The 25,137-nt window shown below is 68.0% G+C and carries 22 protein-coding genes; 10 read left to right on the forward strand and 12 right to left on the reverse strand.

Annotated features, from left to right (window positions below):
* Positions 1–19: 19 nt before the first annotated feature.
* A complete protein-coding gene (locus ACLMAL_RS33715; RefSeq protein ID WP_412002770.1) occupies positions 20–2,518 on the reverse strand; it encodes a DEAD/DEAH box helicase in 2,499 nt (832 codons plus the stop codon).
* A gap of 61 nt (positions 2,519–2,579) precedes the next feature.
* On the reverse strand, positions 2,580–3,533 hold the full coding sequence (locus tag ACLMAL_RS33720; protein ID WP_412002771.1) for a PAC2 family protein: 954 nt from the start codon (positions 3,531–3,533) through the stop codon (positions 2,580–2,582).
* Between the two features lie 253 nt (positions 3,534–3,786).
* Here ACLMAL_RS33720 and ACLMAL_RS33725 point away from each other — a divergent pair, with 253 nt between their 5' ends.
* Together ACLMAL_RS33725 and ACLMAL_RS33730 are read left to right on the forward strand one after the other, a co-directional pair.
* Entirely contained in the window at positions 3,787–4,509 is a 723-nt protein-coding gene (locus tag ACLMAL_RS33725; RefSeq protein WP_412002772.1) for a sensor domain-containing protein, read from the forward strand.
* 169 nt (positions 4,510–4,678) lie between these two features.
* Complete coding sequence (locus ACLMAL_RS33730) at positions 4,679–5,881, forward strand: DUF4192 domain-containing protein (protein WP_412002773.1); 1,203 nt, start codon at positions 4,679–4,681, stop codon at positions 5,879–5,881.
* Positions 5,882–6,069: 188 nt separating this feature from the next.
* Here the strand turns inward: ACLMAL_RS33730 and galE are convergent, their stop codons facing one another.
* Positions 6,070–7,050 (reverse strand): UDP-glucose 4-epimerase GalE, encoded by a 981-nt coding sequence (galE, locus tag ACLMAL_RS33735; RefSeq protein ID WP_412002774.1) that lies wholly within the window; start codon positions 7,048–7,050, stop codon positions 6,070–6,072.
* A 3-nt stretch (positions 7,051–7,053) separates the two neighbouring features.
* Positions 7,054–7,740, reverse strand: a complete 687-nt coding sequence (locus ACLMAL_RS33740) for a metal-dependent transcriptional regulator (protein ID WP_328413207.1) — start codon at positions 7,738–7,740, stop codon at positions 7,054–7,056.
* Positions 7,741–8,022: 282 nt separating this feature from the next.
* Between ACLMAL_RS33740 and ACLMAL_RS33745 the strand changes: the two genes are divergently transcribed.
* Entirely contained in the window at positions 8,023–9,249 is a 1,227-nt protein-coding gene (locus ACLMAL_RS33745; protein ID WP_412002775.1) for an acetoin utilization protein AcuC, read from the forward strand.
* Positions 9,242–11,998, forward strand: a complete 2,757-nt coding sequence (locus ACLMAL_RS33750) for a GNAT family N-acetyltransferase (RefSeq protein WP_412002776.1) — start codon at positions 9,242–9,244, stop codon at positions 11,996–11,998. The genes ACLMAL_RS33745 and ACLMAL_RS33750 overlap by 8 nt, the downstream gene beginning before the upstream one ends.
* Positions 11,999–12,200: 202 nt before the next feature.
* On the opposite strand, the gene ACLMAL_RS33755 is transcribed toward ACLMAL_RS33750, so the two are convergent.
* The 3 genes from ACLMAL_RS33755 to ACLMAL_RS33765 form a co-directional block, all read right to left on the reverse strand.
* Positions 12,201–13,169 (reverse strand): sigma-70 family RNA polymerase sigma factor, encoded by a 969-nt coding sequence (locus ACLMAL_RS33755; RefSeq protein ID WP_328403545.1) that lies wholly within the window; start codon positions 13,167–13,169, stop codon positions 12,201–12,203.
* A 191-nt stretch (positions 13,170–13,360) separates the two neighbouring features.
* Positions 13,361–14,878, reverse strand: a complete 1,518-nt coding sequence (locus ACLMAL_RS33760) for a methyltransferase (RefSeq protein ID WP_412002777.1) — start codon at positions 14,876–14,878, stop codon at positions 13,361–13,363.
* 101 nt (positions 14,879–14,979) lie between these two features.
* Positions 14,980–15,720, reverse strand: coding sequence for a VOC family protein (locus ACLMAL_RS33765; protein WP_412002778.1), 741 nt, complete (start codon positions 15,718–15,720; stop codon positions 14,980–14,982).
* A gap of 294 nt (positions 15,721–16,014) precedes the next feature.
* Here ACLMAL_RS33765 and ACLMAL_RS33770 point away from each other — a divergent pair, with 294 nt between their 5' ends.
* A complete protein-coding gene (locus ACLMAL_RS33770) occupies positions 16,015–17,271 on the forward strand; it encodes an MFS transporter (RefSeq protein WP_412002785.1) in 1,257 nt (418 codons plus the stop codon).
* A gap of 18 nt (positions 17,272–17,289) precedes the next feature.
* Here ACLMAL_RS33770 and ACLMAL_RS33775 read toward each other — a convergent pair whose 3' ends face one another.
* Entirely contained in the window at positions 17,290–17,706 is a 417-nt protein-coding gene (locus tag ACLMAL_RS33775; protein WP_412002779.1) for a DUF3099 domain-containing protein, read from the reverse strand.
* A gap of 107 nt (positions 17,707–17,813) precedes the next feature.
* Between ACLMAL_RS33775 and ACLMAL_RS33780 the strand changes: the two genes are divergently transcribed.
* Positions 17,814–18,050 carry a DUF3039 domain-containing protein gene (locus tag ACLMAL_RS33780; RefSeq protein WP_328403537.1) on the forward strand — a complete coding sequence of 79 codons (237 nt, stop codon included), beginning with the start codon at positions 17,814–17,816 and terminating at the stop codon, positions 18,048–18,050.
* Here the strand turns inward: ACLMAL_RS33780 and ACLMAL_RS33785 are convergent.
* Positions 18,023–19,291 carry a YihY/virulence factor BrkB family protein gene (locus tag ACLMAL_RS33785; RefSeq protein WP_412002780.1) on the reverse strand — a complete coding sequence of 423 codons (1,269 nt, stop codon included), beginning with the start codon at positions 19,289–19,291 and terminating at the stop codon, positions 18,023–18,025. The genes ACLMAL_RS33780 and ACLMAL_RS33785 overlap by 28 nt on opposite strands.
* A gap of 189 nt (positions 19,292–19,480) precedes the next feature.
* Here ACLMAL_RS33785 and ACLMAL_RS33790 point away from each other — a divergent pair, with 189 nt between their 5' ends.
* Entirely contained in the window at positions 19,481–21,232 is a 1,752-nt protein-coding gene (locus ACLMAL_RS33790) for a DEAD/DEAH box helicase (protein ID WP_412002786.1), read from the forward strand.
* A 6-nt stretch (positions 21,233–21,238) separates the two neighbouring features.
* Positions 21,239–21,484, forward strand: a complete 246-nt coding sequence (locus tag ACLMAL_RS33795) for a hypothetical protein (protein WP_328403533.1) — start codon at positions 21,239–21,241, stop codon at positions 21,482–21,484.
* A gap of 13 nt (positions 21,485–21,497) precedes the next feature.
* On the opposite strand, the gene ACLMAL_RS33800 is transcribed toward ACLMAL_RS33795, so the two are convergent.
* Positions 21,498–22,115, reverse strand: coding sequence for a TetR/AcrR family transcriptional regulator (locus ACLMAL_RS33800; RefSeq protein WP_406231263.1), 618 nt, complete (start codon positions 22,113–22,115; stop codon positions 21,498–21,500).
* Between the two features lie 106 nt (positions 22,116–22,221).
* On the opposite strand from ACLMAL_RS33800, the gene ACLMAL_RS33805 reads away from it, so the two are divergent.
* Positions 22,222–22,962: an SDR family NAD(P)-dependent oxidoreductase gene (locus ACLMAL_RS33805; protein WP_412002781.1), complete on the forward strand. Its 741-nt coding sequence runs from the start codon at positions 22,222–22,224 to the stop codon at positions 22,960–22,962.
* Here the strand turns inward: ACLMAL_RS33805 and ACLMAL_RS33810 are convergent, their stop codons facing one another.
* Complete coding sequence (locus ACLMAL_RS33810; protein WP_412002782.1) at positions 22,963–23,748, reverse strand: AraC family transcriptional regulator; 786 nt, start codon at positions 23,746–23,748, stop codon at positions 22,963–22,965.
* Between the two features lie 54 nt (positions 23,749–23,802).
* On the opposite strand from ACLMAL_RS33810, the gene ACLMAL_RS33815 reads away from it, so the two are divergent.
* A complete protein-coding gene (locus ACLMAL_RS33815; protein ID WP_412002783.1) occupies positions 23,803–24,378 on the forward strand; it encodes a class I SAM-dependent methyltransferase in 576 nt (191 codons plus the stop codon).
* An 81-nt stretch (positions 24,379–24,459) separates the two neighbouring features.
* Here the strand turns inward: ACLMAL_RS33815 and ACLMAL_RS33820 are convergent.
* Positions 24,460–25,137 (reverse strand): SWIM zinc finger family protein (locus tag ACLMAL_RS33820; protein WP_412002784.1); only part of this gene is annotated, 678 nt, incomplete at its 5' end.

The raw sequence follows: 25,137 nt of genomic DNA on the forward strand, positions 1-25,137 counted from the left end.
GACGACACCTTGACCATGATCACCCCGCGGACACCGTGACCTCGTCGAATACGACCTCACCTGCGGCATCGGACTCGGCCAGATCGACGACTGCTTCCAGGGCCCAGCCGTGGTCGCTGGCGGGGTCGTCGAGCACCTGGCGCACGTGCCAGAACTCGGGGCGTTGTTCCACCTGGAACAGTTGCGGACCGCGCGCGTCGGGACCGGTGCCGATGCGTTCGTACTCGGCAAAATAAGGGGCCAGGTCGGCTTCCCAGTCCGGGCCGGTGCCCATCCCGGCGAGCAGGTCCCAGCGGCGTAGGGCGGCCAGCTCAACGCGGCGGAACATGGCGTTGCGGATCATCACCCGGAAGGCGCGTTCATTGGCGGAGATCGGGCGGATCGTCTCGGCGCCGAAGGCGAGCTGGTCGGCGTCGGTCTCCGCGCCTGGGTTGGTGAGCTGCTCCCATTCATCGAGCAGGCTCGAGTCCACCTGGCGCACGAGTTCACCGAGCCATTCGGTGATGTCGTCGAGGTCCTCGGTGCGGGCCGACTCCGGTACGGTGCGGCGCAATGCGCGGTAGGCGTCGGCCAGGTAGCGCAGCACGACGCCCTCGGAGCGGGCCAGCTCGTAGTGCGAGATCAGTTCGGCGAAGGTCATCGAACGCTCGATCATGTCGCGCACCACCGACTTCGGCGACGGCGCGAACTCCGACATCCACGGATGCCCGCCACGGTAGGTTTCGAAGGCCGGATCGATCAGCTCGGCAAGAGGTTTGGGCCAGGTGACCTCTTCGAGCAGTTCCATGCGCTCGTCGTATTCGATGCCGTCGGCCTTCATCTCGGCGATCGCCTCGCCACGGGCCTTGTGCTGCTGGGCCATCAGCAGCTGGCGCGGATCCTCCAGCGTCGACTCGATGAGCGAGACGACCTCGAGGGTATAGGCGGGAGATTCCTTGTCCAGCAGCTCCAATGCCGCGAGTGCGAACGGCGAGAGCGGTTGGTCGAGGGCGAAGTCACGTTGCAGGTCCACGGTGAGCCTGGCTCTGCGGCCTTGTGCGTCTGGCTCCGGAAGCTGTTGCACCACACCGGCATCGCGCAGCGCCCGGTAGAGGCGGATGGCGCGCAGGATGTGGCGGCGCTGGGCGGGGCGCGGCTCGTGGTTGTCTTCGAGTAGGTGACGCATCGCCTCGAAGCAGTTGCCCGGTCGGGCAATCACGTTGAGCAGCATGGAGTTCGTGACCGCGAAGCGCGACACCATCGGTTCCGGGGCCGCGGCGACCAGGCGATCGAAGGTCTCCTCGCTCCAGGACACGAAGCCCTCCGGCGGTTTACGCCGCACCACTTTGCGTTGCTTCTTCGGATCGTCGCCCGCCTTGGCAATCAGTCTGGTGTTCTCTACCTCGTGGTCGGGCGCTTGCACCACGACCGTGCCAAGGGTGTCGAATCCGGCGCGGCCCGCGCGACCGGCGATCTGATGGAATTCGCGGGCTTTGAGCCTGCGGGTGCGCACGCCGTCGTATTTGGTCAAGCCGGTGAGCAGCACGGTGCGGATCGGCACATTGATGCCGACGCCGAGGGTGTCGGTGCCGCACACCACCTTCAGCAGTCCGTCCTGGGCCAGGCGTTCCACCAGGCGGCGGTACTTGGGCAGCATGCCCGCGTGGTGCACGCCGATGCCGTGGCGGATCAATCGTGACAGGGTCTTGCCGAATCCCGAGGAGAAGCGGAAATCCCCCAAAGCGGTGGCGATGGCGTCTTTTTCGGCGCGGCTGGCGAAGTTCACGCTCGTCAGTGCCTGGGCGCGTTCGAGCGCGGCGGCCTGGGTGAAGTGCACGACATAGACGGGGGACTGGTTGGTGGTGACGAGGTCTTCGAGCGTCTCGGTGATGGGCGTGCGCGCATATGAATAGCTCAGCGGCACCGGGCGTTCGGTGCCCGCGACCACGGCGGTCGGGTTGCCGGTGCGGCGCTCCAGGTCGGCGGCGAAGAAGTCGACTTCACCGAGGGTGGCCGACATGAGCAGGAATTGGGCGCGCGGCAGCTCCAGCAGCGGCACCTGCCAGGCCCAGCCGCGATCGGGGTCGGCGTAGAAATGGAACTCGTCCATCACCACCTGGCCGACATCGGCGGCTGTGCCCTCGCGCAACGCCATGTTGGCCAGGATCTCGGCGGTCGCGCAGATGATCGGCGCCTCCGGGTTCACCGCGGCGTCGCCGGTCACCATGCCGACCTTGTCGGCGCCGAACACCTCGCACAGCGCGAAGAATTTCTCGCTGACCAGCGCCTTGATCGGGGCGGTGTAGTAGGTGCGCTGACCTCGGGTCAGTGCGAACATGTGCGCGCCGACGGCGACCAGTGATTTGCCGGAGCCGGTCGGGGTAGCCAAGATGACATTCGATCCGGACGCCAGCTCCAGCAGCGCTTCGTCCTGTGCGGGATACAACGGCGTGCCCTGCTCGGCCGCCCACGTCCCGAACGACTCGTACAGTGCGTCGGCGTCGGTTCCCGGTATCTCGAGCAGTTCGGTCAGATCCACTCCGACCACCCTACGGGCTACCTTCCGGTGGCCGACCGCCCGGTGATCGGCGCTGAATCCCTTACTTGGTCTCGTCGCCCTCGGCGTCGGCGTTGCCGTCGTAGCCGCCCTGTTCGGCCAGGAAGCGCTCGAACTCCGCGCCGAGCTCGTCGCCGCTGGGCAGTTCGCCGTCGCCGACGAGCAGGCTCGACTGGTGTTCCTGCGCGGTCACAAAGCTGTCGTACTGGCGCTCCAGCGCGTGCACGACCGTCTCCACCTCGGAGTTGCCCGCGATGTGCTCGTTGACCTGTTCACGCACCCGCGCGGCAGCCTCACCGAGCGCGGCCAGCGGAATCTCCAGACCCGCATTGCCCGCGACATTCTCCAATAGCGTCTGCGCGGCCTCCGGATAGGCGGTCTGTGCGAGGTAGTGCGGCACATGCACCGAGAAGCCGACGGATTCGTGCCCGTGCTGCGCCATCCGGTACTCCAGCAGCGAGGACGCACTTCCGGGCACCTGCAGCTCGCCCGGCCAGCGCTGATGCTCGGTGATGAGGTCGCTGTCGGAGGAATGCGCGGTGATGCCGAGCGGACGGGTGTGTGGGATCGCCATCGGAATCGCGCTCAGCCCGATGCAGCGCCGCACGCCGAGCTGTTCGGCGAGCAGCCGAACCGCGGTGGTGAACTTCTCCCAGCGCAGGTCCGGCTCCAGGCCCGAAAGCAGCAGGAACGGCGTGCCTGCGGTGTCGCGTAGCGCCCATAGGTTGAGCTCGGGCTCGGCGTAATCCGAGAAGTGATCGGTTTTGAACGTCATGAGCGGGCGCCGCGAGCGGTAGTCCAACAGCTCGTCCACATCGAACGAGGCGACCAGTTCGCTTTCGAGGCTCTCGCGCAGGTGCGTAGTCGCCAGCCGCACCGCATGCCCGGCATCGGTGAAGCCTTCCAGTCCGTGCACCAGTACCGGACCCGAGCCATCGTCGGATGACAGCTGCGGAGCGGGGAACTCCAACTCGTACATTCGCGACTCGTGGTCCATCGCGTACTCCTTCCTGCGCGGTTCACCGATGCGAGCCGCAAGCTATCCGAAGAACTTCCAGGTCTTCGGCGTGTTGCCGTCTCGCAGCGGGCGAACCACTGTCCATTGTCCCCCATGGCGCAGACGGTCGCGCTCACGGCCGGACCCCGACCCATATCAACAGCCAACCGCCGTGCTGCTCGCCGCATTCCCGCGTCGGCCGCGCCCGGCGTGGCATCGCGGTCGGGCACCAGGAATTTGGCACAGTGGTCGAGTGACTGTGCCCGATTCGATGCGCAGGGGGCAACTCAAATCCGCGATGTCGGGCCGGCTGCCTGTCGTTGCGGGTGCGCTGCTGCTCGCCGGCTGTGCATCGACGGTGACCGGTCACCCGGTCGTGTCCGCACCGACCGCTGTGCAGCGCCACATCGGCGCCCAACTCGCGGCGCTGTTACCGGATCCCGCGCAGTTCCCGGCTCGGTATCCTGCGGTCGTGCTGCCACCGGAGGCAGCCGCACAGGCCGCCGGCGATCTCACCGGCATCGGGCGGGGTTCGACCGTGCGGCCCGAGGGCTGCCTGCCGCCCGAGCAGCGGTTCGGGCCTGATCAGACGGCCATCGCGGTCGGCACCGACAACGACAGCCGCGCCTCCGTGACCGTCGAGCTGACCAGGACCGACCAGCCGCTGTCTGCGCTGCGCAACCAGCTGAAGCGGTGCGAAACGCTGCAGGTCGCCCGAGCCGGCGCCACCACGACTGTCACCACCCAACTGCAGCCACCGCCGCCGATCGCCGCCGACGACACGCTGGCGTTGCGGCGCACCGTGGCGCCGGAGGTCGGCGGAGCCGGGCTGACCCAATCCATGCAGACGTTGACCGGTCAGGTCGGTGACGTGCGGATTGCGGTGACCTACATGTCCTTCAGCGCCGTGAAGCCGGATACGGTCGCGCTGGACGAGTTGTTCACGACGGCGGTGCAGCGGGTCAAGCAGGCATAGGCCGCGCAGCGGGACCGGCGGCGGACAGTAGCAGGCGGCACCGACAAGGCCGGGCAACTGCTCCGGTGCCAGGGGCCTAATCGCCCACAGGACAAGGGTTTTCCCCAGGGCAGCGGAAAGGCCTGGTCGGCCACCCGGACATGGTGACAGGCGAGCGCACTCTCGACGCATGACCACTCCCGTCAACCCCGCCCCAGTCGAGGATTCCGGCGATCGCATGCGCCGCACCGTCGCTTGCGCGGAGCAAGCCCCGCGGTTCGAGTCTGCCGCACCGATGCAGCTACACATCGACGATCCAGGCGAATTGATCGCGGCGCTGCCCGCAATGGTCGGGTTCGTGCCGGAGCGCTCGCTCGTCGTCACGGTGTTGCGCGCCGCTCCCGAGCACGTCGACATCCCGATCATCGACGCGGTGGTCCGGTTCGATCTGGAACAGGGTCACCGCGGCAGATGCGGGTTGGCGGCGGTGTTCGCGGAGCAGGTCGGACGGATCTGCCACGGCGAGAACGCGAGCGAGGTGCTGGCGGTGATCATCGACGACCGCCTTCGTGCACCGGCGCGACAGCGTTCCGACGCTCGCCGCGTCCCCCGCACCGGGTCGCACGGCGCACTGATCGCCACCTTCGCTCGGCGGCTCGTCGACGATCACGGCGTCATCCTCGGGGGCGCCTGGGCTGTCCGCGCGATCGACAAGGATGAGCGCTGGTGGAGCCTGCCAGACGCGGAACGGCTTGGGACGCTGCCGGATCCGGCTACCTCGATGGTGACGGTGGCACATGTGCTCGACGGCAGGCCCATCCACCGCGCCCGCTCGGAGCTGACCGCCATGGTGGCCGCGGACGACGCACTGCGCTCACAGGTCGCGGCCCAGCTCGGGGACGCGGTCACCGCCGCCCGCGAACGGTATGCGGGGGCGGTCCGGCGCGGCGATCCGGACGGCTACCACCGCCGCATGCTCGAGCACGTCCTGTGGCAGATCGCCAATACCGAATTCGGCACCAGGCTCACGGCGCGAGAACTGGCGGAACTGGCTGCTGCACTGCGTGATCGAGTGGTGCGTGATGCGCTGTTCGCGCTGGCGGTCGGGGACCACGCCGCTTCGGCAGAGCGACTATGGGCGGAGCTGGTCCGAGTGCTGTCGGATTCCGATCGCGCCGATGCCGCCGCGCTGCTCGGCTACAGCGCCTACGTCCGCGGTGACGGCCCGCTGGCGGGCATCGCCTTCCACGCGGCGCTGGAGGCCGACCCGTCACATCAGATGGCGATCCTATTGGAAACTGCGCTGCACGCGGGCATGCGGCCGGATCAGTTGCGCAGACTGGCCCGCTCCGGTCTGGAGACCGCAGCCGATCTCGGCATCGAGTTGTGCTGAACGATGGCAGCGGGGCCACCACGGCCGCCGGCTCATTGCGTCGACGACGGCAGGGCCCCCTGCGCTCGGGCTGTTGATGGTGCGCCGGTGCGCCCGGTCCGCGAACGCTCGCCGAGACAGCAGGTCGATGGTTGCGCACGCGGCCCCGGATCGGCCCAGTTGGTGGGTTTCCGCTTCCCGGCGCTCGTCTAGGGTGCCGAGTGGGCGCGAGAACCCAAGGCGCGCAGGAACTCCCAGGCGTCGGCGACGATCTCGTCGAGGTCGTTGTGCTTCGGGAGCCAGCCGAGTTCGGCGACCGCGCGATCACTGGAGGCGATCAGAGTCGCGGGATCGCCCGCGCGGCGCGGGGAATCCTGTGCGGCGATCGGCAGGCCGGTGACGCGTTCGCAGGCCGAAATCACCTCGCGGACCGAGAATCCGGTGCCGCTGCCGAGGTTGAAGACCCGGTGTGTGCCCGATTCGGCGGTGTCCAGCGCCAGCAGGTGGGCCTGGGCGAGGTCGCGGATGTGGATGTAGTCGCGGACGGCGGTGCCGTCGGGGGTGGGCCAGTCGGTGCCGAAGACCGAGATCGCCTTGCGGTGCCCGAGGGCGACCTGCAACACGAGGGGGATGAGATGAGTTTCCACCACCCGGTTTTCGCCGAGCCCGCCGTAAGCGCCCGCGACGTTGAAGTAGCGCAGGCTGGTCGCTGCCAGCCCGTGCGCGTTCGAGTAGGAGGTGATGGCGTGATCGATGGCAAGCTTCGACGCGCCGTACGGGTTGGTCGGGCGGGTCGGCGCATCCTCGGTGATCGGCACCTGCTCGGGCTCGCCGTAGACGGCCGCAGTCGAGGAGAAAACCAGCCGTGGCGTGCCCGTGCTGCGCATCGCCTCCAGCAGCTCCAGTGTCTTCACCACGTTGCCCTGCCAGTACTTCTCCGGCTGCTGCACGGACTCGCCGACCAGCGATTGCGCGGCGAAATGCAGGACGCCGTCGAAGGTTTCGGCGGCAAGCAGCGCGGGCGCGGCACCGGCAACGTCACCCTCGACGAAGCGGGCGCGGGCCGGGACGCCGTCGGCATTGCCGGTCGACAGATCGTCGACCACCACGACCTCATGACCCTCTTCGAGCAGGACCTGTGCACACACCCCGCCGACATAGCCTGCGCCGCCGGTGACCAGAAGTTTCACGTGTCAGACCAGCTTCACCTGGACGGCGTGGGCCATTTCGTCCGAGAGCTCGAAACCCTCATGGCCCGGCACGGTGATGACCACCGAACCCGGCTTGGTCTCGACCGTCACGCGCGCGTCGGGCACCACGCCCGCCTCACGCAGCTGGCCGATGACCTCGGGGTCGGTCTGGATGTGCTCGGCGAGCCTACGCACGACGACTGCGTGCACCTGCCCGTGCGGCAGATCCGACAGTCGCACCAGGGTCTCCTCGGAGCCTGTGGGCGGAATGATGCCCAGTTCGTCGAGGCCAGGGATGGGGTTGCCGTAGGGGGAGGTGGTCGGATGGTTGAGCACCTCGACCAGCCGCCGCTCGACATCCTCGCTCATGACGTGTTCCCAGCGGCACGCCTCGGCGTGCACGTTCTGCCAGTCCAGGCCGATGATGTCGACCAGCAGGCGTTCGGCGAGGCGATGTTTGCGCATCACCGCGACAGCCATGCTTCGTCCCTTGTCGGTCAGCTCGAGATGACGGTCACCGGCGACCAACAGCAGACCGTCGCGCTCCATGCGAGCGACGGTCTGGCTCACCGTCGGACCACTCTGCTCGAGGCGCTCGGCGATCCGGGCGCGGAGGGGCACCACGCCCTCCTCCTCGAGGTCGTAGATGGTACGGAGGTACATCTCCGTGGTGTCGACCAGATCCTTCACCTGTATTACCCCTTCGTCGGCACGAATTCTACCCACGCACAGCGGCACCATCGTGTGCCGGACCGTTTCGCGCTCCGGTGTCACGATCCAATGCACTGTGCTGCGGGAATCCTGTCGGCGCACGGCGTCGCCGTGTTCGCACTTGCCTGTAGTTCTACTGCATACGAACAACCTGTGGGGTTGTTAGCTTCCCGCCGGAGCGTGTCGACAACTCGATCGACATCTGCGCTGCTATACCGGCAGGAACCGACAAGCGGCTCGCAACGCTCTAGCGTGGCAACCATGGCCACCGCTACCGGAACCGTTGTCTGGACCGACCGGTTCCTCGACTACGCCTGGACGCCGCAGCATCCGATGAAACCGGCGCGGCTGAAGTTCACCATGGCGTTGGCGGAAAGTCTCGGATTGCTCGACGGTGTCGAGCGGTTGGAGCCCGCCGCAGCCGACGTCGCGGATCTGCTGCGCATCCACACCCCGGCGTACATCGAGGCCGTGGCGCACGCCACCGCGCCGGTCGGCTTGCCGCTGGCGCCGGACTACGGACTCGGTTCGCCGGACAACCCGATATTTCCCCGGATGCATCAGGCCGCATCGGTGATCGTGGGCGGGACCCTGGCCGCGGCCCGCGAAATCGCGGAGGGTCGCACGCGGCGGGCGGTGAGCATCGGCGGCGGCATGCATCACGCGATGGCCGATTCGGCCGCCGGGTTCTGCATCTACAACGACGCGGCGGTGGCCATCTCATGGCTGCTCGATCACGGCTTCGACCGCATCGCCTACATCGACGTGGATGTACACCACGGCGACGGCGTGCAGCGGGCCTTCTACTCCGATCCCCGGGTGCTGACGATATCGATCCACCAGCATCCGGCCACTCTGTGGCCCAACACCGGATGGCCGGAGGAGACCGGCAGCGGTCCCGCCGAGGGCACCGCGATCAATCTTGCGGTGTTGCCGGGCACCCGAGACGCCCAGTGGCTGCGCGGTTTCCACGCGGTGGTGCCCGGTGCGGTGGCGGCATTCCGGCCACAGATCATCGTCAGCCAATGCGGCGTCGACACCCATCGCGAGGATCCGCTGGCCGATCTCGAGCTCACCGTCGACGGCCAGCGCGCGGCCTTCCTCGCTATGCGAGAGTTGGCCGACCGGCATGCGGAAGGCCGTTGGCTGGCCGTCGGCGGCGGCGGATACGGCCTGGTCCGGGTGGTGCCGCGGGCCTGGACGCACCTGCTGGCGACTGCGCTCGACCGCACCGTCGCACCGGAAACCGCAGTGCCGCAGGACTGGATCGACCGCGTTCGCGTCGAAGCGCCTGCCGTCGACCTGCCGTGGACCATGGGTGACGGTGGCGACATCGCCTACCACCGGTGGGACGGGCCCGGCGGCACCGGGGAGACTGGGGACGCGCGGATCGACCGCGCTCAACGTGCCATCGACACGGCCGTATTGGCCACGCGTCGGGCCACCTTCGGGTTGCTCGGCCTGGATCCGGAGGACCCCCGTGACTGAGCCGACACCTGTCCCGGATTCTCCGGACACCCCCGCGGCGCCGCCCCAGCACTGGTTCGCCGACGTGCTCGCCTCCGACGGTGGCGTGGTGCGGCTTCGCCCTATCACTCCCGATGACGCCGATCGACTGCAGCAGTTCCACGCCGCGCTGTCCGACCGCACCAGGTATCTGCGCTATTTCGGTCCGTACCCACGGATTTCGCCCAAAGACCTCTACCGCTCCACCCACGTGGACCACCACGACCGAGTCGGGTTGGTGCTCGAACTCGGTGAGGCGATCATCGCGGTCGGCCGCTACGAGCTACTCGCTCGCACCGGACCGCGCGCCGCGGAGGTCGCGTTCGTAGTGGCCGACGAGCATCAGGGCCGCGGCCTGGGCTCGATTCTGCTCGAACATCTGGCAGGCGCCGCCGCGGAGAACAAGATCGAGACGTTCGTCGCCGAGGTCCTCGCCGAGAACACCGTCATGGTGACGGTCTTCCGCGACGCGGGCTATCAGGTCGAGCGCAGCAGGGACGGCTCGGTGCTGCACCTGGAATTTGCCATCGACCCGACCGAAGCCCTGCTCTCGGTGCGTGATTCGCGTGAGCGGGCCTCTGAGGCGCGCAGTGTGGGCAATCTGCTCGCGCCGGGTTCGGTGGCCGTCATCGGCGCGACCCCTGGCACCGGGCGGGTGGGTGGGGTTGTGCTGGCGAATCTGCTCTCCGGTGCGTTCCAGGGGCCGGTGTTTCCGGTCAATCCGAATCGGAAGTCGGTGCGCGGAGTGCGGGCTTATCCGACGGTGCGCGACATTCCGGACGAGGTGGATCTGGCGGTGGTCGCCGTGCCTGCCGCGGCCATCGGTTCGGTCCTCGACGACTGTATGGCCAAAGGCGTCAAGGGTTTGGTGGTGCTGACCGCGGGTTTCGGGGAGACCGGCGCGGACGGCGACGCCGCCGAACGCGAGTTGGTCGCCGCCGCGCGCGGGCACGGGATGCGTGTGGTCGGTCCCAGCGCGCTCGGCATCGCCAATACCGATCCGGCGGTCGCGCTCAACGCGACCCTTGCCTCGCTGCTGCCGGGACGTGGGCGCATCGGATTCTTCTGTCAGTCCGGACCGTTGGGCGCCGCGATTCTCGGTGAGGCTGCCGCACGCAATCTGGGATTGTCGACCTTCGTGTCGGCGGGCAATCGCGCCGACGTGTCCGGCAATGACCTGCTGCAGTACTGGGACACCGATGCCGCCACGGAGGTAGTCCTGCTGTATCTGGAGAGTTTCGGTAATCCGCGGAAGTTCTCTCGCATTGCGCGCCGGGTCGCCAGGACCAAGCCGATCGTCGCAGTGAGCAGCGGCAGGCTCGCTGCGCGGGCCCAGCCGACCGGCGATATGGACCGCTCGATCGTGCGGGATCTGTTCGCGCAGGCCGGCATCGTTCAGGTCGACTCGATCTCGGAGCTGTTCGACTGCGCGGCTCTGCTGGGCTACCAGCCGCTGCCCGCCGGTCCCCGGGTCGCGGTGATCGGCAACAGCGCCGCGTTGAACTGGCTGGCCGTCGATGCGGCCCGAGGGGAGGGGCTGGAGGTGCGACGACCGACGAGTGACGCGACCGAGAGCGCTCGACGCCCCCGTCCGACCGAGCGCGGCGTCGACGAGCAGTCGGTGGGCGAGCCAGTGGACCTCGGCCCGGAGGCGACGCCTGGCGCCTACCTGGACGCCGTGGTCGCGGCACTGCGGTCGGATGAGATCGACGCGGTGATCGTGGTTTTCGCCCCTCCGGTGCCGCTGCCGATAGCCGGATTCGCCGACGCCATCCGTGAGGCGGCCATGGCCGTGCCCGACTCCGGCAAGCCGATCCTGACCACCTTCGTTGCCGAACAGGGGATTCCGAACCTGCTGGCGATGCGCGGGCAAGGCGGGGCGGCCGTGCGCGGCTCGATACCGTCCTACCCGGACCCCGAACGTGCCGCGCGTGCGCTGGCCAGGGTGCGGCGCTACGCACAGTGGCGCACCAAGCCGGTCTCGGTGGTCCGCCGCCCGAACGACATCGACACCGAGCGGGCCAGGGGATTGGTGGCGCAATGGATGGCGGACCCTGCCGGACGCAGGCTGACCGACCAGGAAACCGTCGACCTGCTGGACTGTTACGGCATCCACGTTGTGGAATATCGCGAAGTGCACAACGCCGACGAGGCCGTCGCAGCGGCAGCAGAACTCGGTTATCCGGTGGCGGCCAAGGCGACCGGGGAACTGTGGCGGCGCAGGCCCGACCTCAGTGGTGTCCGACTTGATCTGTGGCGGCCCGAGGCGGTGCGCCAGGCCTACGCCCATCTGGCAGAACTCAGTGGTGACCCCGTGTTGCATATCCAGAAGATGGCGACCCCCGGCGTCGGTTGTGTCCTACGCGTGCAGGACGATCCGTCGTTCGGTTCCGTGATCGAATTCGGTCTGTCCGGTCTGATCATCGAACTTCTCGGCGACCGTGCCTACCGCGCTCTGCCGCTGACCGAGGACGAGGCCACCGCCTTGATCGACGCGCCGCGCGCCGCGCCACTGCTGTCCGGCACCCCGGCCAGCCCGCGTGTCGACAAGGCTGCCCTCGCCGAACTGGCCCAACGCATTTCGGCCCTCTTCGACGACATCCCCGAACTCCGTGAACTGTCCTTCGATCCGGTTCTCGCCTCGGCGGCCTCGGCCTCGATCCTCTACGCCCGAGCCCGAATAGGCCCGGAACCCAGCCGTTTCGACGCGGGCCCGCGGCGCTTGGGCTGAGCGGGACACAAATGAGCACTGCCGGCCGCCGGAAGTAAGCGTCGCCGACCGGCTCGCGCGAACCCGGAGGGGACGGGATGCGCGGACACCGGTCGGCGTTTCCAGGTGACCGATACGGTCACCGAGCCGGGGCGCCGAACCGGCCTCGAAGTGGCTCGGCGCCATGGGGGTGCCGGGGTCGCGGTCGCGAATTACCTTGTGATCAGCTCGCGTAGGCGCGCAGCCGATCGGCCCGCTCACCCTTGCGCAGCTTCGACATGACCTCGCGCTCTATCTGACGCACCCGCTCGCGGGAGAGTCCGAAGAGCTTACCGATCTGGTCGAGGGTGCGCGGCTGGCCGTCGTCCAGGCCGAAGCGCAGCCGGATGACCTGCTGTTCGCGCTCGTCCAGGGTGGCGAGCACGCTGCGCACATCGTGGTGCAGCAGACCCGCGATGACCGCGGACTCGGCCGAGGTGGCCTCGGAGTCCTCGATGAAATCGCCGAGCGGGGCCTCTTCGTCGTTGCCGACCGGCATATCGAGGCTTACCGGGTCGCGGCTGTGATCGAGCAGATCGGAGATCTTCTCGACCGGAATGCCCGACTCGTTGGCGAGCTCGGCGTCGGTGGCTTCGCGGCCGAGCTGCTGATGCAGCTCGCGCTTGATCCTGGCCAACTTGTTGACCTGCTCGACCAGATGGACCGGTAGCCGGATGGTGCGGCTCTGATCGGCCATGCCGCGGGTAATGGCCTGCCGAATCCACCAGGTGGCGTAGGTGGAGAACTTGAAGCCCTTGGCGTAATCGAACTTCTCCATCGCCCTGATCAGGCCGAGGTTGCCCTCTTGGATCAGGTCCAGCAGCGGCATGCCGCGGCCGGTGTAGCGCTTGGCAAGCGAGACCACGAGGCGGAGGTTGGCCTCGAGCAGATGAGACCGGGCGGACTGGCCCTCGCGGACGACGATGGCCAGATCGCGCTTGCGCATGGCCGATAGACGCTTGCCGGTCTCCAGCAGATGCTGGGCATAGAGGCCCGCCTCGATGCGCTTGGCCAGCTCGACCTCGTCGGCGGCCGTGAGCAGTGCAGTGCGACCGATCCCATTCAGGTACACGCGTACCAGGTCGGCGGCGGGGCTCTGGGCGTCGAGGTCCATATCGCTGGTGCGCACACGAGTGGTGGCGGGGCTGGTCATGACTTGCCTCCTGTCGGTGGTGTCTCACTCCGAACAACGGACCCGACAATGAGAAAGTTCCCCGCTACCGCCCAGATAAACCGCTCTGAACTGCGGGTTCCGTCACTTCCGTCTGAGAAGTTCCTGAGAAGCATCCGGAATCGGAACACTCGTTGTCGAGCGCGTCCGCCGCCCACCGGTGCGGCCGTCGGTCAGACGGGTCGCACCAATCCGTGGCGGACCAGTCCGGCCACCACCGACAGTGCGTCGGCCATGAACTCGGTGGTTACCTCGTCGGATCCGGTGGCAACCGCCAGCAGTTCGATCAACTCGTACAACGGCATCCCGTCCGCCCGCATTCCCGCGACGAGGGCGATGGTGGATTCGTCAACCTCGTGCTGCCAGCGTGGTCCGTCACCGCGGTGCAGCCGAGCGACCTCCTGAGCCCAGCCGTCCTCGCCCGGCAGATAGACACGTTCCAGCGCGGTCGCCGGATCCACCGCGAAACGCGAAGACCAGGCCAGGTTTTCGTCGCCTGCGGCGGCGCGCAGCCAGGCCGAGCGCTCGAAATACCTGGTCGCCTCGTCGCCGAGCGGGTCGTCGAAGCCGTGCGTGAGGTCCTCGGCGAGCAATTCGGTCGGGCCGTCGATGGCGCGCAGATAGACGAAGCCGAAGCCGATGCCCTCGACATCGGCCGCGGTGAAGGCGTCGAGCCACTGTTCGGCACGGGCCTGCGCGGCCGGGTCGCGCGGATCGAGCCCGGCGTCGCGCAGCCAGGTGCCCACATACAACGCGGGGTCGGCGACATCGCGCTGCACCACCCAGGCGTCGACGCCGTGCGCGGGCAGCCAGGACGACACCCGGTGCCGCCAGTCCTCGCCGTCCACATGCACCCACGCCGCGAGCATCGCCGCGGTGCCGCCGGGGGCGAGTAACTCCGAGGCCTGGGAAATCACCAGTTCGCTTGCGCCATCGAGGGCGAGGCCGGAATCGCGGTATGTGTGCTCGATGCGGGCGGGGCCGACGACGAAGGGTGGATTGGCCACCACCTGGTCGAAGCGACGTCCGGCCACCGGCTCGAACCAGGAACCGTCCAGCAGCTCGATGTCGAGGCCGTTGAGTGCGGCGGTCGCTTCGGCAAGCCACAACGCGCGCGGGTTCACGTCGGTGGCGGTCACCCGGTCGGAATAGGAGGCCGCGTGCACGGCCTGCACGCCACAGCCGGTGCCGAGATCGAGTACCGAACCGACCTTGCGGGTCGGCGTCGCGCGCAGCAGCGACAGCGAAGCGTGGCCGACACCGAGTACATGCTCTTCGGTCAGCGTGCGCCTTCGCATCGAGTCGTCGAGATCGGACAGGATCCACCGAGTGCCGACGCCAACGTCCAAAGGGCGCAGGTCCAATGCCGCGCGCACCAGATCACCGTCCCGGTCCAGCAATCCTGCCTCGACGGCGCGCTCGATATCCACGAGTGCGAGCGCGGCGGCGACGTCTCGCTGGGGCAGTGCGTCGCCGAGCAACAGCAACCGGATCAGGGTGCCGAGTTCGCCCGCGTCCCGTGCGGCGCGCCGCACCGGCACCGGCTCCGACCGACCGAGCGCCGCGTGTACATCGACTCCGAGCACCTCGAGCAGCGTGTCCGCGTCGTAGCGGACTCGGGTCAGCGCGGTCCGCAGATCCGGGCACAACGCGGTGAGCAGCGATCCGGTCGTCGTCTGGTTCGTAGGCACATCGGTACTCTGCCACCGCAACCGCGCAGCACTCGCCAGGTGTTCGCCGTGTCACAGATCCGCGTACCGTCGACGCTCGGCCGGGTGCCGCTCGGCGGCCGTCAGACTCCGCTGGGGTCGCGGGAGGTGATGCAGTAGGTGGCGTCGGCGGGGTCGGACATGACGATCCAGTGTTCGTGATTCTGGATTCGGGTCGCGCCGAGGGATTCGTGCCAGGCGGCGGTGGCGTGGATATCCGACGACGACAGGTCGATATGCGCACTGGTCGGGCGGTCCGCACCGAGGCGCTGCAGCAGCAGTTGCAGGGGCAGCTGATTCTTTGCGCGCAGCCGGGAGAATTCCGGCAGCCTGCCCTGCTGGTGATCCCAGCCGGTCAGGACGGTCCAGAAGTCTGACTCGGCCTCGTGATCGGCGGCGCCGATGTCCAGGCACACCTGATCCAAACGGGTCAGCGTGCCGTCCGGCGCGCTGACGGCCGGCGCGGGCTGGCCCTTGGCGCGGCCGCTGGGGGTGAAGCAGAACGTCTGGCCCGACGGCGAGCGCAGGACGGCATAGTCCGGGTGGTTGGCGACCAGGTCGGCGCCGAGGTCGAGCGCGATGCGGACGGCGGCGGCGATGTCGTCGACATCGAAGTCGATGTGCACGCCGCCGAGGCCGGTGACCGACTGCATTTTGACCCCTGCGGCGGCGAACAGCGCGGGATCCGGTAGGAGCGTGAGGAATTCGTCGTTCGCGCCGCGGCGGGGCGAGAGCTGGGTGCCGGTGATGGTGGACCAGAACGTCGCGCAGTCGTCGAAACGCTGCGCGGGCCGATCGAGGAAGGCCCAGGCCCACCGAATCATGCTGTCTCCTCTGTCCTGCGGGGTATGCCCCGACGGCCGCGTGAACGCTGGTGCGGCACTGCGCCTCTTGCCTGCCGCGTGACGGTGTGCCACGCCACAATGACGTTCTGTCGAATTCCCCCGCCACACAGTAGGGGGCGGCCGGTGCGCTGTCGAGGCGGTGCCGGTCGCGCCGGAGTGGCACGATCTTGGCGGTTAATGGCATCCCGGCCACTCGTTCCCCGAGGGAGATTCCGGCACGCTCAGCAGGTGACCGAACTGCAGACGCCCCCGGCGCAGGGACCTATCGATTCCATGAACCGGCCGTGGCTGCATCCGGCATGGATCGTGGCGGGTGTGGGGTTCGTCGCACTGCTCGGCGCCGCGGCTTTCCGGTCCGTGCCGAGCGTGCTGATGGATCCGCTGCACGAGGAATTCGGGTGGTCGCACGGCACGATCGGCGCGGCAGTTTCGCTGAATATGTTGTTGTACGGCCTGATTTCACCGTTCGCGGCCGCGCTGATGGATCGCTTCGGCATCCGCAAAGTGGTGGCGTGCGCACTGCTGCTCGTCGCGGCGGGCAGCGGGCTGACCGTGTTCATGACACAGCCCTGGCATCTGGTGCTGACCTGGGGTCTGCTGGTCGGTGTCGGCGTCGGCTCGATGTCGATGCCGTTCGTGGCGACCATCACCGGCCGCTGGTTCGTGCGCCAGCGTGGACTGATCACCGGAGTGCTCACCGCCGCCGGCGCGACCGGGCAGCTGATCTTCCTGCCACTGGTGTCGGCGGCGGCACACGATCACGGCTGGCGGGTGCCGTCGCTGATCGTCGCCGGCGCCGCGTTGGCCGTGGTGCCGCTGGTGTGGCTGTTCATCCGCGATTTCCCCAGCGACGCAGGTGTTTCCGCCTACGGCGCGGAAGCGGGCAGCTCGGTGGGCCTGCGCACGCCCGCGACCGGCGGTGCGATGCGCGCGCTGACCGTGCTCGCCACCATTGCGCGCCGACCCGGATTCTGGCTGTTGGCAGCCGGATTCGCGATTTGCGGCGCATCGACCAACGGCTTGGTCGGTACCCACTTCGTCAGCGCCGCACACGACCACGGCATGCCGTCCACCACCGCGGCCGGCCTGCTCGCGCTGGTCGGTATTTTCGACGTCGCGGGCACTATCGCCTCGGGCTGGCTCACCGACCGGGTCGACCCCCGCTACCTGCTGGTCGGCTACTACACCCTGCGCGGACTGTCGCTGCTCATCCTGCCGTCGCTGTTCTCGCCGCACACCCAGCCCAGCATGTGGGTGTTCATCATCTTCTACGGCCTCGACTGGATCGCCACCGTCCCGCCGACGGTGATGCTGTGCCGCGAACTGTTCGGCGCGGATGGTCCGGTCGCTTTCGGCTGGGTGTTCGCCGCGCACCAAATCGGTTCGGCGATCGCCGCGACCGGTGCGGGCGTCATCCGCGATCTCCAGGGCAGCTACACCACGGCCTGGTATATCGCGGGTGGGCTCTGCGGTATCGCGGCACTGCTCTCGGCGGGAATTCGGCGCACGACCGCCCCGGTTCCCACATAGTCTCGTTCGGGCGGGAACTCAGCTGTCGATGGCGTTGTGTGGACGCGATTCGATGGCCTTGCGGCGTTCGTCCCAGCGGCTCGGCTCGTCCTTGCGGCGCGGCGGGCGATCGTTGGCGATCAGCACCGCGATCCAGGGCAGCGGGATGGATGCGGCGATGATGAGAATCGAGATCAGGGCATTGCTGAAGGCGCTGTAGGCGAACGCGGCCAGCACCAGGCAGGGGATGCGGAAGGCCATGATGATCGTGTACCTGCGGACGCGGGCGCGATGCTGATCTTCCAGCGACGGTGCGGCCTCGGTGATCAGCACCGGGTGTTTGTCGTCGCTGCCGGGAAAGTAGCCGGAGGAGCGTTCGGGAGTGGGCACCGTCACGTCCGGGCGATCACCGCGGCCGATGTCGTCGGCGTTGGGGGAATCGCCGTACTGCTGCATACTCTCGAGTCTCCCACTGTCGGCGGTCAACCGCACATGACCTGGTCAGCGAGTTGTGCCGCCACCGTGTTCGGCCACTCGCGCGCGGATGCGGCATCATGGAATCCGTGAGTACCGAGACTCTGGTTCGCCCGGACACGACTACCGACGAGACGACGGGCGACGACACCCCGAAGTTCTTCCACTATGTGAAGAAGAACAAGATCGCCGAGAGCGCCGTCATGGGCACCCACGTGGTTGCGCTGTGCGGCGAGGTCTTCCCGGTAACCCGCTCCGCGAAGCCCGGTTCGCCGGTGTGCCCCGAGTGCAAGAAGGTCTACGACGGGCTACGCAAGGGCGACTGAGTCGAGTCGGCCCCACCCGGCGGCGTCGTGATCGATGCCGTCCGGGTATTCGATCGTGCCTGCGGCCCCGAGTTCGGCTCGGGGCTTTGTGCTGTCTCGGGCCGCGGCGTCTTCGATAGGCGCACGGATTCTGTCTCCGCCGCGCGATTCGGCGCGGATTCGGTATCGGCGCTCGCGGTGTCCGAGGCGGGAACGTCGGCGGCCGGCTCTTCGTCATCCGCCACATCACCGAGAATCTGGTTGGACAGCCACTCCTTCATCTGATCGATGCGGGTGCTGCCGGCAGGCCAGAACTCCTGGACCGTGGCATTGAATTCCGCGCCGAGGATCACCGCGAACCCGAGGAAGAACGTGAACAGTAGGAACGCGATCGGGGTGGCGAGTGCGCCGTAACTGACACCGGTCTTGGTCACCCATGACAGATATCGGCGCAATCCCTCGCTGGCGGCCATGAAGAACACACCCGCGACCAGGGCCCCGCCGAAGAGCCGGTGCCACGGCAGCGATCGGTGCAATGCCAGCTTGTAGAGCGTGGTGAGGCCGATGATCAGCAGCAAGCCGACACCTGGGTAGTAGAACGAGTCGATCAAGCGCAGTCCCGGCTCGCGCCACGAGTCCGGTAATGCTCGCCCGATCAGCGTCGGTCCGAGTGCGATCAGCGGCAGGATGAACACCGCCGCGATCAGGAACAGCACATACAGCAGCAACGCGAAGATCCGCTGCCACACCGGATGCCGGGCATCCTGCTGTCCGTGCGCCTCGACGATGGAGTCGACGAAGGTCGCCATCGCCGAGGATCCCGCCCACAGCGACAACACGAAACCCACCGACACGAAGGCGGCCCGCCCGCGCCCGAGCACATCGGTGACCGTCGGCTCGATCAGGTCCGACACCACGGTTGTGCTGAACAGATCCCGGCTGAACGCGATGATCTTCTGCTCGACGATCTCCACCGTGTCGGGCCCGAACCACTCGCCGACGTAGCCGAGGCTGCCGAGCACACCGAGCAGCAGCGGCGCCAGCGACATCGTCTGCCAGAACGCCGCGGCCGCGGACTTCGCGAATATGGAATCGTTCCATGCCTTCACCGCGACGCGGGCGACGAGCCTGCCGCTCTGCCGGCCCGCGCGCGCCAGCCAGGCGGCCGTGCCGCGGACATAGCGGGCCCCCCCGACGGGTTCAGCGCCGCCGCCGCTGTGGATAGCGGTGGTGGCGCTCGATAGGGCACTGTCGTCGGTCATGGTCTCTACAGCATCCCGCACAAGTCGGTTCGGCACCGCTTCGACGGTGCAATGTGTCGGCGTGCGGCAGGTGAACGCGGCGGGAACTCCAGGGTCGATATGTGATGCCGGTCGCCTCGGCCGCGTCGGTTTGGCGACACGCCCTACCGGGCCAGTAGGGTCTTCTGCGTGACTGGGTCGGGCGCCGCTGTGGCGGGAGAAGCGGCAACGCCGGGCGATTCGGAAGCATCGAGCGCCACGGTTTCAGGTGGTTCGCTCCGTGCGTGGCAGCGTCGCGCACTGACGAAATATCTGACGACCAAGCCTCGGGACTTTCTCGCGGTTGCCACCCCCGGCGCGGGTAAGACCACCTTCGCACTGCGGGTCGCCGCAGAGTTGCTCGCCGACCGCACCGTCGACCAGATCACCGTTGTCGCGCCGACCGAGCACCTGAAGCACCAGTGGGCGCAGGCCGCGAACCGGGTCGGCATCGCGCTGGATTCGCGATTCTCCAACGCGACGGGCGGCACCTCCGGCGACTACCACGGTGTCGTGGTCACCTACGCGCAGGTTGCCTCGCATCCTTCCCGACATCGGGTGCGCACCGAGAACCGCAAGACCCTGGTGATTCTCGATGAGATCCACCATGCGGGCGACGCCAAGACCTGGGGTGACGCGACCGCCGAGGCTTATGGCGATGCCACCCGAAGACTCGCGCTGACCGGTACCCCGTTCCGCAGCGACGACAGTCAGATCCCGTTCGTCACCTATGAACCCGACGAGGGTGGGTTCCCGCGTTCGCGCGCCGACCACGCCTACGGTTACGCCGAGGCGCTCGCCGACGGCGTGGTGCGGCCGGTGGTGTTCCTCGCGTACTCCGGCGAGGCACACTGGCGCGACAGTGCGGGCGAGGAATACACTGCGCGCCTCGGCGAGCCGCTGAGCGCCGAGCACACCGCACGCGCTTGGCGTACCGCGCTGGACCCGGCCGGCGACTGGATTTCCGCGGTGCTGCGCGCCGCCGACACCCGCCTGCGGCAGAAACGCACCTCCGGCATGCCCGACGCGGGCGGGTTGGTGATCGCCACCGATCAGGAGCGCGCCCGCGACTATGCCGAACTGCTGGAGCACATCTCGGGGGAGCGGCCCGCGGTGGTGTTGTCGGATGATCCCGACTCCTCCAAGCGGATCGCCGAGTTCAGCAATAACACCCAGCCGTGGATGGTCGCGGTGCGGATGGTGTCCGAGGGCGTCGACGTGCCGCGCCTCGCGGTCGGCGTGTACGCCACGAGCGCCTCGACCCCGTTGTACTTTGCCCAGGCCGTCGGCCGCTTCGTGCGTGCGCGCAAGCCGGGTGAGACCGCGAGCGTGTTCTTGCCCTCGGTGCCGGTGCTGCTGGATCTGGCCGCGCAGCTGGAGTTGCAGCGCGACCACGTCATCGGCAAGCCGCATCGGGAGAAGGACGGCCTCGACGACGAGCTGCTGATCGATGCCAACAAGCAGAAGGACGAGCCGGGCGAGGACGAGAAGCCGTTTGTCGCCCTGGCCGCCGACGCCGAGCTCGATCAGGTGATCTACGAGGGTTCTTCGTTCGGCACCGCCACCATCGCGGGCAGTGCCGAGGAGGCGGACTATCTCGGCATCCCTGGTCTGCTCGACGCCGATCAGATGCGGGCGTTGTTGCGCGATCGCCAGTCCAGACAGATCGCCGAGCGCGGCGAGTCGAGCACCCCCGACCCCGGCCCGCAGGTCGCCAGTGCGGCGCAGCGAGTCGCGACGGCCGACCGGCTCGGCGAGCTGCGCCGCGAGCTCAACAGTCTCGTCGCTATGCACCATCACCGCACCAACAAACCGCACGGCGTCATCCATGGCGAGCTGCGCCGCGAATGTGGCGGCCCGCCAACAGCTTTGGCTACAGCGGATCAGCTGGTCGAGCGCATCGCGGCGCTGCGGAGGAAGTAGCGCCGGGTGTCACGCAACTACCGAGTTCTGCCCGACGGCCGCATTCCGCTCTGGGTGATGCTGGCGGTCGAGGATGCCGCGTACGCGGTGACGCCGTGGCATCGTGCCGATCGGCCGATGCGGCTGTCGGTCGAGGATATCGCCGACGACTGCGATATCTCGGCGGTCGAGGTGGTCGGCCGGGAGTTCACCGCGATCGGTGATTCGACTGCGCTGCACAGCTTTCGGCTGATGCACGATCCGCGCCTGTAGTTCGGAGCGTCCTTCATGGCGCGCTCGGCACCGAGATGTCGGCGGGCCAGGCCGCCATGGCACAGTCGATCGACCGTGTCAGCTCGGCCAGATCGGCGCGGTCGCGGGCCTGGATGGATAGCCCGTAGAGGACCGTCGTATAGAAGCTGGCCAGTGCGGCGGTGTCGGCAGTCGGGGCCAGATCGCCTTCGGCGACACCGCGATCGAGCCGTCTGCGGATGTTTTCGGTTGTCTCGCGCCGCTTTTCGATGAGGAAGTCACGCACACTCTCGTTGCGGGTGGTGTAGGTGGAGCCCGCGAGCACGACCATGCAGCCGTGCGGCTTGTCCTCGACGGTGTAGGCGACCGCGTTGTCGCGCAGCATTGCCTCGATGCCGGCGCGGGCGGTTGGTTCCTCGCGTAGGGCGCGGTCGGTGTAGCCGCCTTCGGTTTGCCCGTAGAGCGAGATAGCCTCGCGGAACAGTGCTTCCTTACCGCCGAATGCGGCGTACAGGCTCGGTGAGTTGATGCCCATCGCGGAGGTGAGGTCGCTCATCGACGAACCTTCGTAGCCGTGCTCCCAGAACACCTCCATGGCGCGTCGTAATGCTTCGGTGCGGTCGAAAGCACGCGGGCGTCCGCGGGTCGCCATGGCGGTCTCCTTTCTGTGTCGATCGTTAAATATACCCCTTGACGCGGGCCCGGGTATGCGCTTAGCTATTTATGTACTGATCGACACAGAAATTGGAGGAGCGACAATGTCGGACCTGACAGGCAAGGTGGCGCTGGTGACCGGTGGCAGCAGGGGGATCGGCGCCGCGATCGCGCGGCAGCTGGCCGCCGCCGGTGCAGATGTGGCACTGACCTACCAGAGCGCCGATGTGCTGGCGAAGTCCGTGGTCGCCGAGATCGAGGCGCTCGGTCGCCGGGCCATCGCGATTCAGGCCGACAGCGCCGACGCCGCCGATGTCAAGGGCGCCGTCGACCGGACCGCCGCCGTACTGGGCGGGCTCGATGTGCTGGTCAACAATGCGGGCATCTTCCCGGCCAAACCGTTCGAGGAGTTCACGGTGGCGGAGGTCGACCGCGCGCTCAACATCCACGCCCGCGCCGCTTTCGTCGGCGCACAGGCCGCGGTGGCGCATATGACCGACGGCGGCCGCATCATCAGCATCGGCACCAATTTGTCCGAGCATGCGCCGTTCGGTGGGCTTTCGCTGTACAACCTCAGCAAGTCCGCGCTGAACGGATTCACCAAAGCGCTTGCGCGCGAACTCGGTCCGCGCAACATCACGGTCAACCTGGTGCAGCCGGGCTCGACCGACACGGACATGAATCCGGCCGACGGCGACCATGCCGCCCACCAGCGGGAACTGTCCGCGCTCGGTCGTTTCGGCACTGCCGACGACATTGCCGCAATGGTGACCTTCCTCGCGGGGGAAACCGGCCGCAGTATCACCGGTGCGTTCTTCACCGTCGACGGCGGTACGAACTCCTGATCAGCGCGCGAAGTAGCGCCCGGGCGATACGCCGACCGCGCGCCGGAACGCCGCAACATACGCACTCGGTGTGGAGTATCCGACCCGCCCGGCGATCCGCGCGATCGGCACGCCGGCGGCCAGCGGCGGCAGCGAGGCGGCAAGCCGGATCTGAGTTCGCCACTGGCCGAAGCTCATTCCGGTCTCCGCGACGAACAGTCTGGCCAGCGTGCGCGGCGCGGCGGACACGTGGACGGCGAACTGGCCGAGGGTGCGAGCATCGGCCGGATCACGGGCGAGCGCATCGGCCACCTGCCTGGCTCGTGGATCCGACGGCGGATGCGCGCCGATCGGGATCACCTCGACCGGTTCGAGCAGATCGAAAACCACTGCCTCCGCGCGGCGACGTGGCGCGGGGGCAGTGTCGGGTGCGGTGAGATGGTCGAACAATTCGTGCAGGAGCCGGGTGACCCGCAGCATGGTCGGCGCGCCGAAGGCGACCGGACACCGGTCCGGTTCCACGAAGATGCCGTGCATTGTGGCCCCCTCGGAGGTCCCGGTCCGGTGCCCGGTGTTGCCGGGAATCCACAGCGCCCGGGTGGGTGGCAGCACCCAGTGGCCGTCGCCGATCTCGACCACGAGGACACCCCGTGCGGCCCAGGCGATTTGATGCTGCGGATGCTCGTGGGTGTCGAACCAGTGGCCTGCGGGCAGCACGCGGTCACCGAAGACCATCGCGGTGTCGCCGGCGGTGGCCGGGAGCACCAGGGATCGGCCGAAGACCGAAGGTTGGCCGTTCTGCGACACAGTGTGTCACCGTAGCCTGTCGTGGCCGTGCCCGCGCGCCCCTAGCGTGAGCTGATGGCGATGAATTACTTCCACCGAATCCTCTGCCGGTCGGCGATGTGGGAGCGGGCCAGTGCGACGAAGATCATTCCGTGGGCGCTGTCGGGTCTCGAACTCGGTTCCTCCGCACTGGAGATCGGCCCCGGCTACGGTGCGAACGTGCGCGCCCTGCTGGAGCGAACCAGCACCCTCACCGGACTCGAGATCGACACCGCACTGGCCGACCGCCTGCGTGACCGGCACGGCGGCGCGATGACCGTGGTCGAGGGCGACGGCGCTGAAATGCCGCTGCCGGACCGCGAATTCGACACCGTGGTGTGCTTCACCATGCTGCACCACGTCCCGACGGTCCGGCAGCAGGACGCACTGTTCGCCGAGGCGTTCCGGGTGCTGCAGCCGGGCGGGGTGTTCGCGGGCAGCGATGGACTCGACACCCGAGTCTTCCGCCTGATGCACCTGAGCGACACCTGCCTGCCGGTACTCCCGCAAGATGCCGCGGAGCGTCTCGCCAGGGTCGGCTTCACCGATATCGAGATCGACACCGGCGCAGGCAGTTTCCGATTCCGTGCCCATCGGCCAGGAACCCCGTGAAGATCGGCGACGGCACCCCGCGAGTCTTCGGGTTCATACGTCGACAGCGAGTGCAATCCCCAAGGTCGCGACCTCAGCCGGTCAGCTCGGGTGCGATCCGAAGTAGCCGGCGGGGTCGAGGGTGTTGATCGGCACCCATCGCGGTGCTTCCACTGTGGTCGCCGCCGCATCCTGGGCCGGCCGGAAATAGCCCTGGAGTTCGAGGGCGAGGCGCGGGTTCTCGTCGACGCGGCGGGCGACCTCGTAGAACACCGCCAAGACGTGCACGCAGCGGGCCGAACGGGCCGAGCATGAGCAGTCGGTACCTGCGAGCACGGGCGCGGTGGCGACGCTCGCTGTAACGAGTGCCCGGTGCATGTCGTCGGTGAGGACCGTCGGGTCGGTGATGATCTCCGCGATCGCGGTGACGGCGGCCCGTGGCAGCGGCGTCACCTCGACGTGGGTGACCGAGGCCTGGCCGCCGCGGTGGATGGCGCCGCGGACGATGCGGCCCTCGATCGTGGCCTGAACGCCGTTGTTGCGGGCGATGCTGCGGGCTCGGGGGAGCAGTGGTTCGGGACGGGTCTGGCGTATCGGCTCGGCAAGGCGAACCCAGTCCATGCCCCAGGCGGTGTAGCCGAATTCGTTGTCCGCCATCAGTTCTCCATAAGGTTGTAGGTGTTCAGGGCCGGGTGCCTTGAATGCCCAGGGCGGCGGGGTGTGGCTGATCAGTTCTTGCCGCTGGGTGGTTTCGAAGGAGTGGCCGCCCTGCCGTTCTGG

Origin of the sequence: Nocardia sp. CWNU-33 (assembly GCF_046764895.1) — a bacterium.
Lineage (GTDB): Bacteria > Actinomycetota > Actinomycetes > Mycobacteriales > Mycobacteriaceae > Nocardia.

What these genes read in the sequence shown, in the direction of transcription:
- ACLMAL_RS33770 (WP_412002785.1), top strand. Translation starts at nt 16,015, where the DNA reads ATGAACCGGCCGTGGCTGCATCCGGCATGGATCGTGGCGGGTGTGGGG.
- ACLMAL_RS33800 (WP_406231263.1), bottom strand. Translation starts at nt 22,115, where the DNA reads ATGGCGACCCGCGGACGCCCGCGTGCTTTCGACCGCACCGAAGCATTA.
- ACLMAL_RS33805 (WP_412002781.1), top strand. Translation starts at nt 22,222, where the DNA reads ATGTCGGACCTGACAGGCAAGGTGGCGCTGGTGACCGGTGGCAGCAGG.
- ACLMAL_RS33815 (WP_412002783.1), top strand. Translation starts at nt 23,803, where the DNA reads ATGGCGATGAATTACTTCCACCGAATCCTCTGCCGGTCGGCGATGTGG.
- ACLMAL_RS33785 (WP_412002780.1), bottom strand. Translation starts at nt 19,291, where the DNA reads ATGACCGACGACAGTGCCCTATCGAGCGCCACCACCGCTATCCACAGC.
- ACLMAL_RS33745 (WP_412002775.1), top strand. Translation starts at nt 8,023, where the DNA reads ATGGCCACCGCTACCGGAACCGTTGTCTGGACCGACCGGTTCCTCGAC.
- ACLMAL_RS33720 (WP_412002771.1), bottom strand. Translation starts at nt 3,533, where the DNA reads ATGGACCACGAGTCGCGAATGTACGAGTTGGAGTTCCCCGCTCCGCAG.
- ACLMAL_RS33755 (WP_328403545.1), bottom strand. Translation starts at nt 13,169, where the DNA reads ATGACCAGCCCCGCCACCACTCGTGTGCGCACCAGCGATATGGACCTC.
- ACLMAL_RS33765 (WP_412002778.1), bottom strand. Translation starts at nt 15,720, where the DNA reads ATGATTCGGTGGGCCTGGGCCTTCCTCGATCGGCCCGCGCAGCGTTTC.
- ACLMAL_RS33775 (WP_412002779.1), bottom strand. Translation starts at nt 17,706, where the DNA reads ATGCAGCAGTACGGCGATTCCCCCAACGCCGACGACATCGGCCGCGGT.
- ACLMAL_RS33730 (WP_412002773.1), top strand. Translation starts at nt 4,679, where the DNA reads ATGACCACTCCCGTCAACCCCGCCCCAGTCGAGGATTCCGGCGATCGC.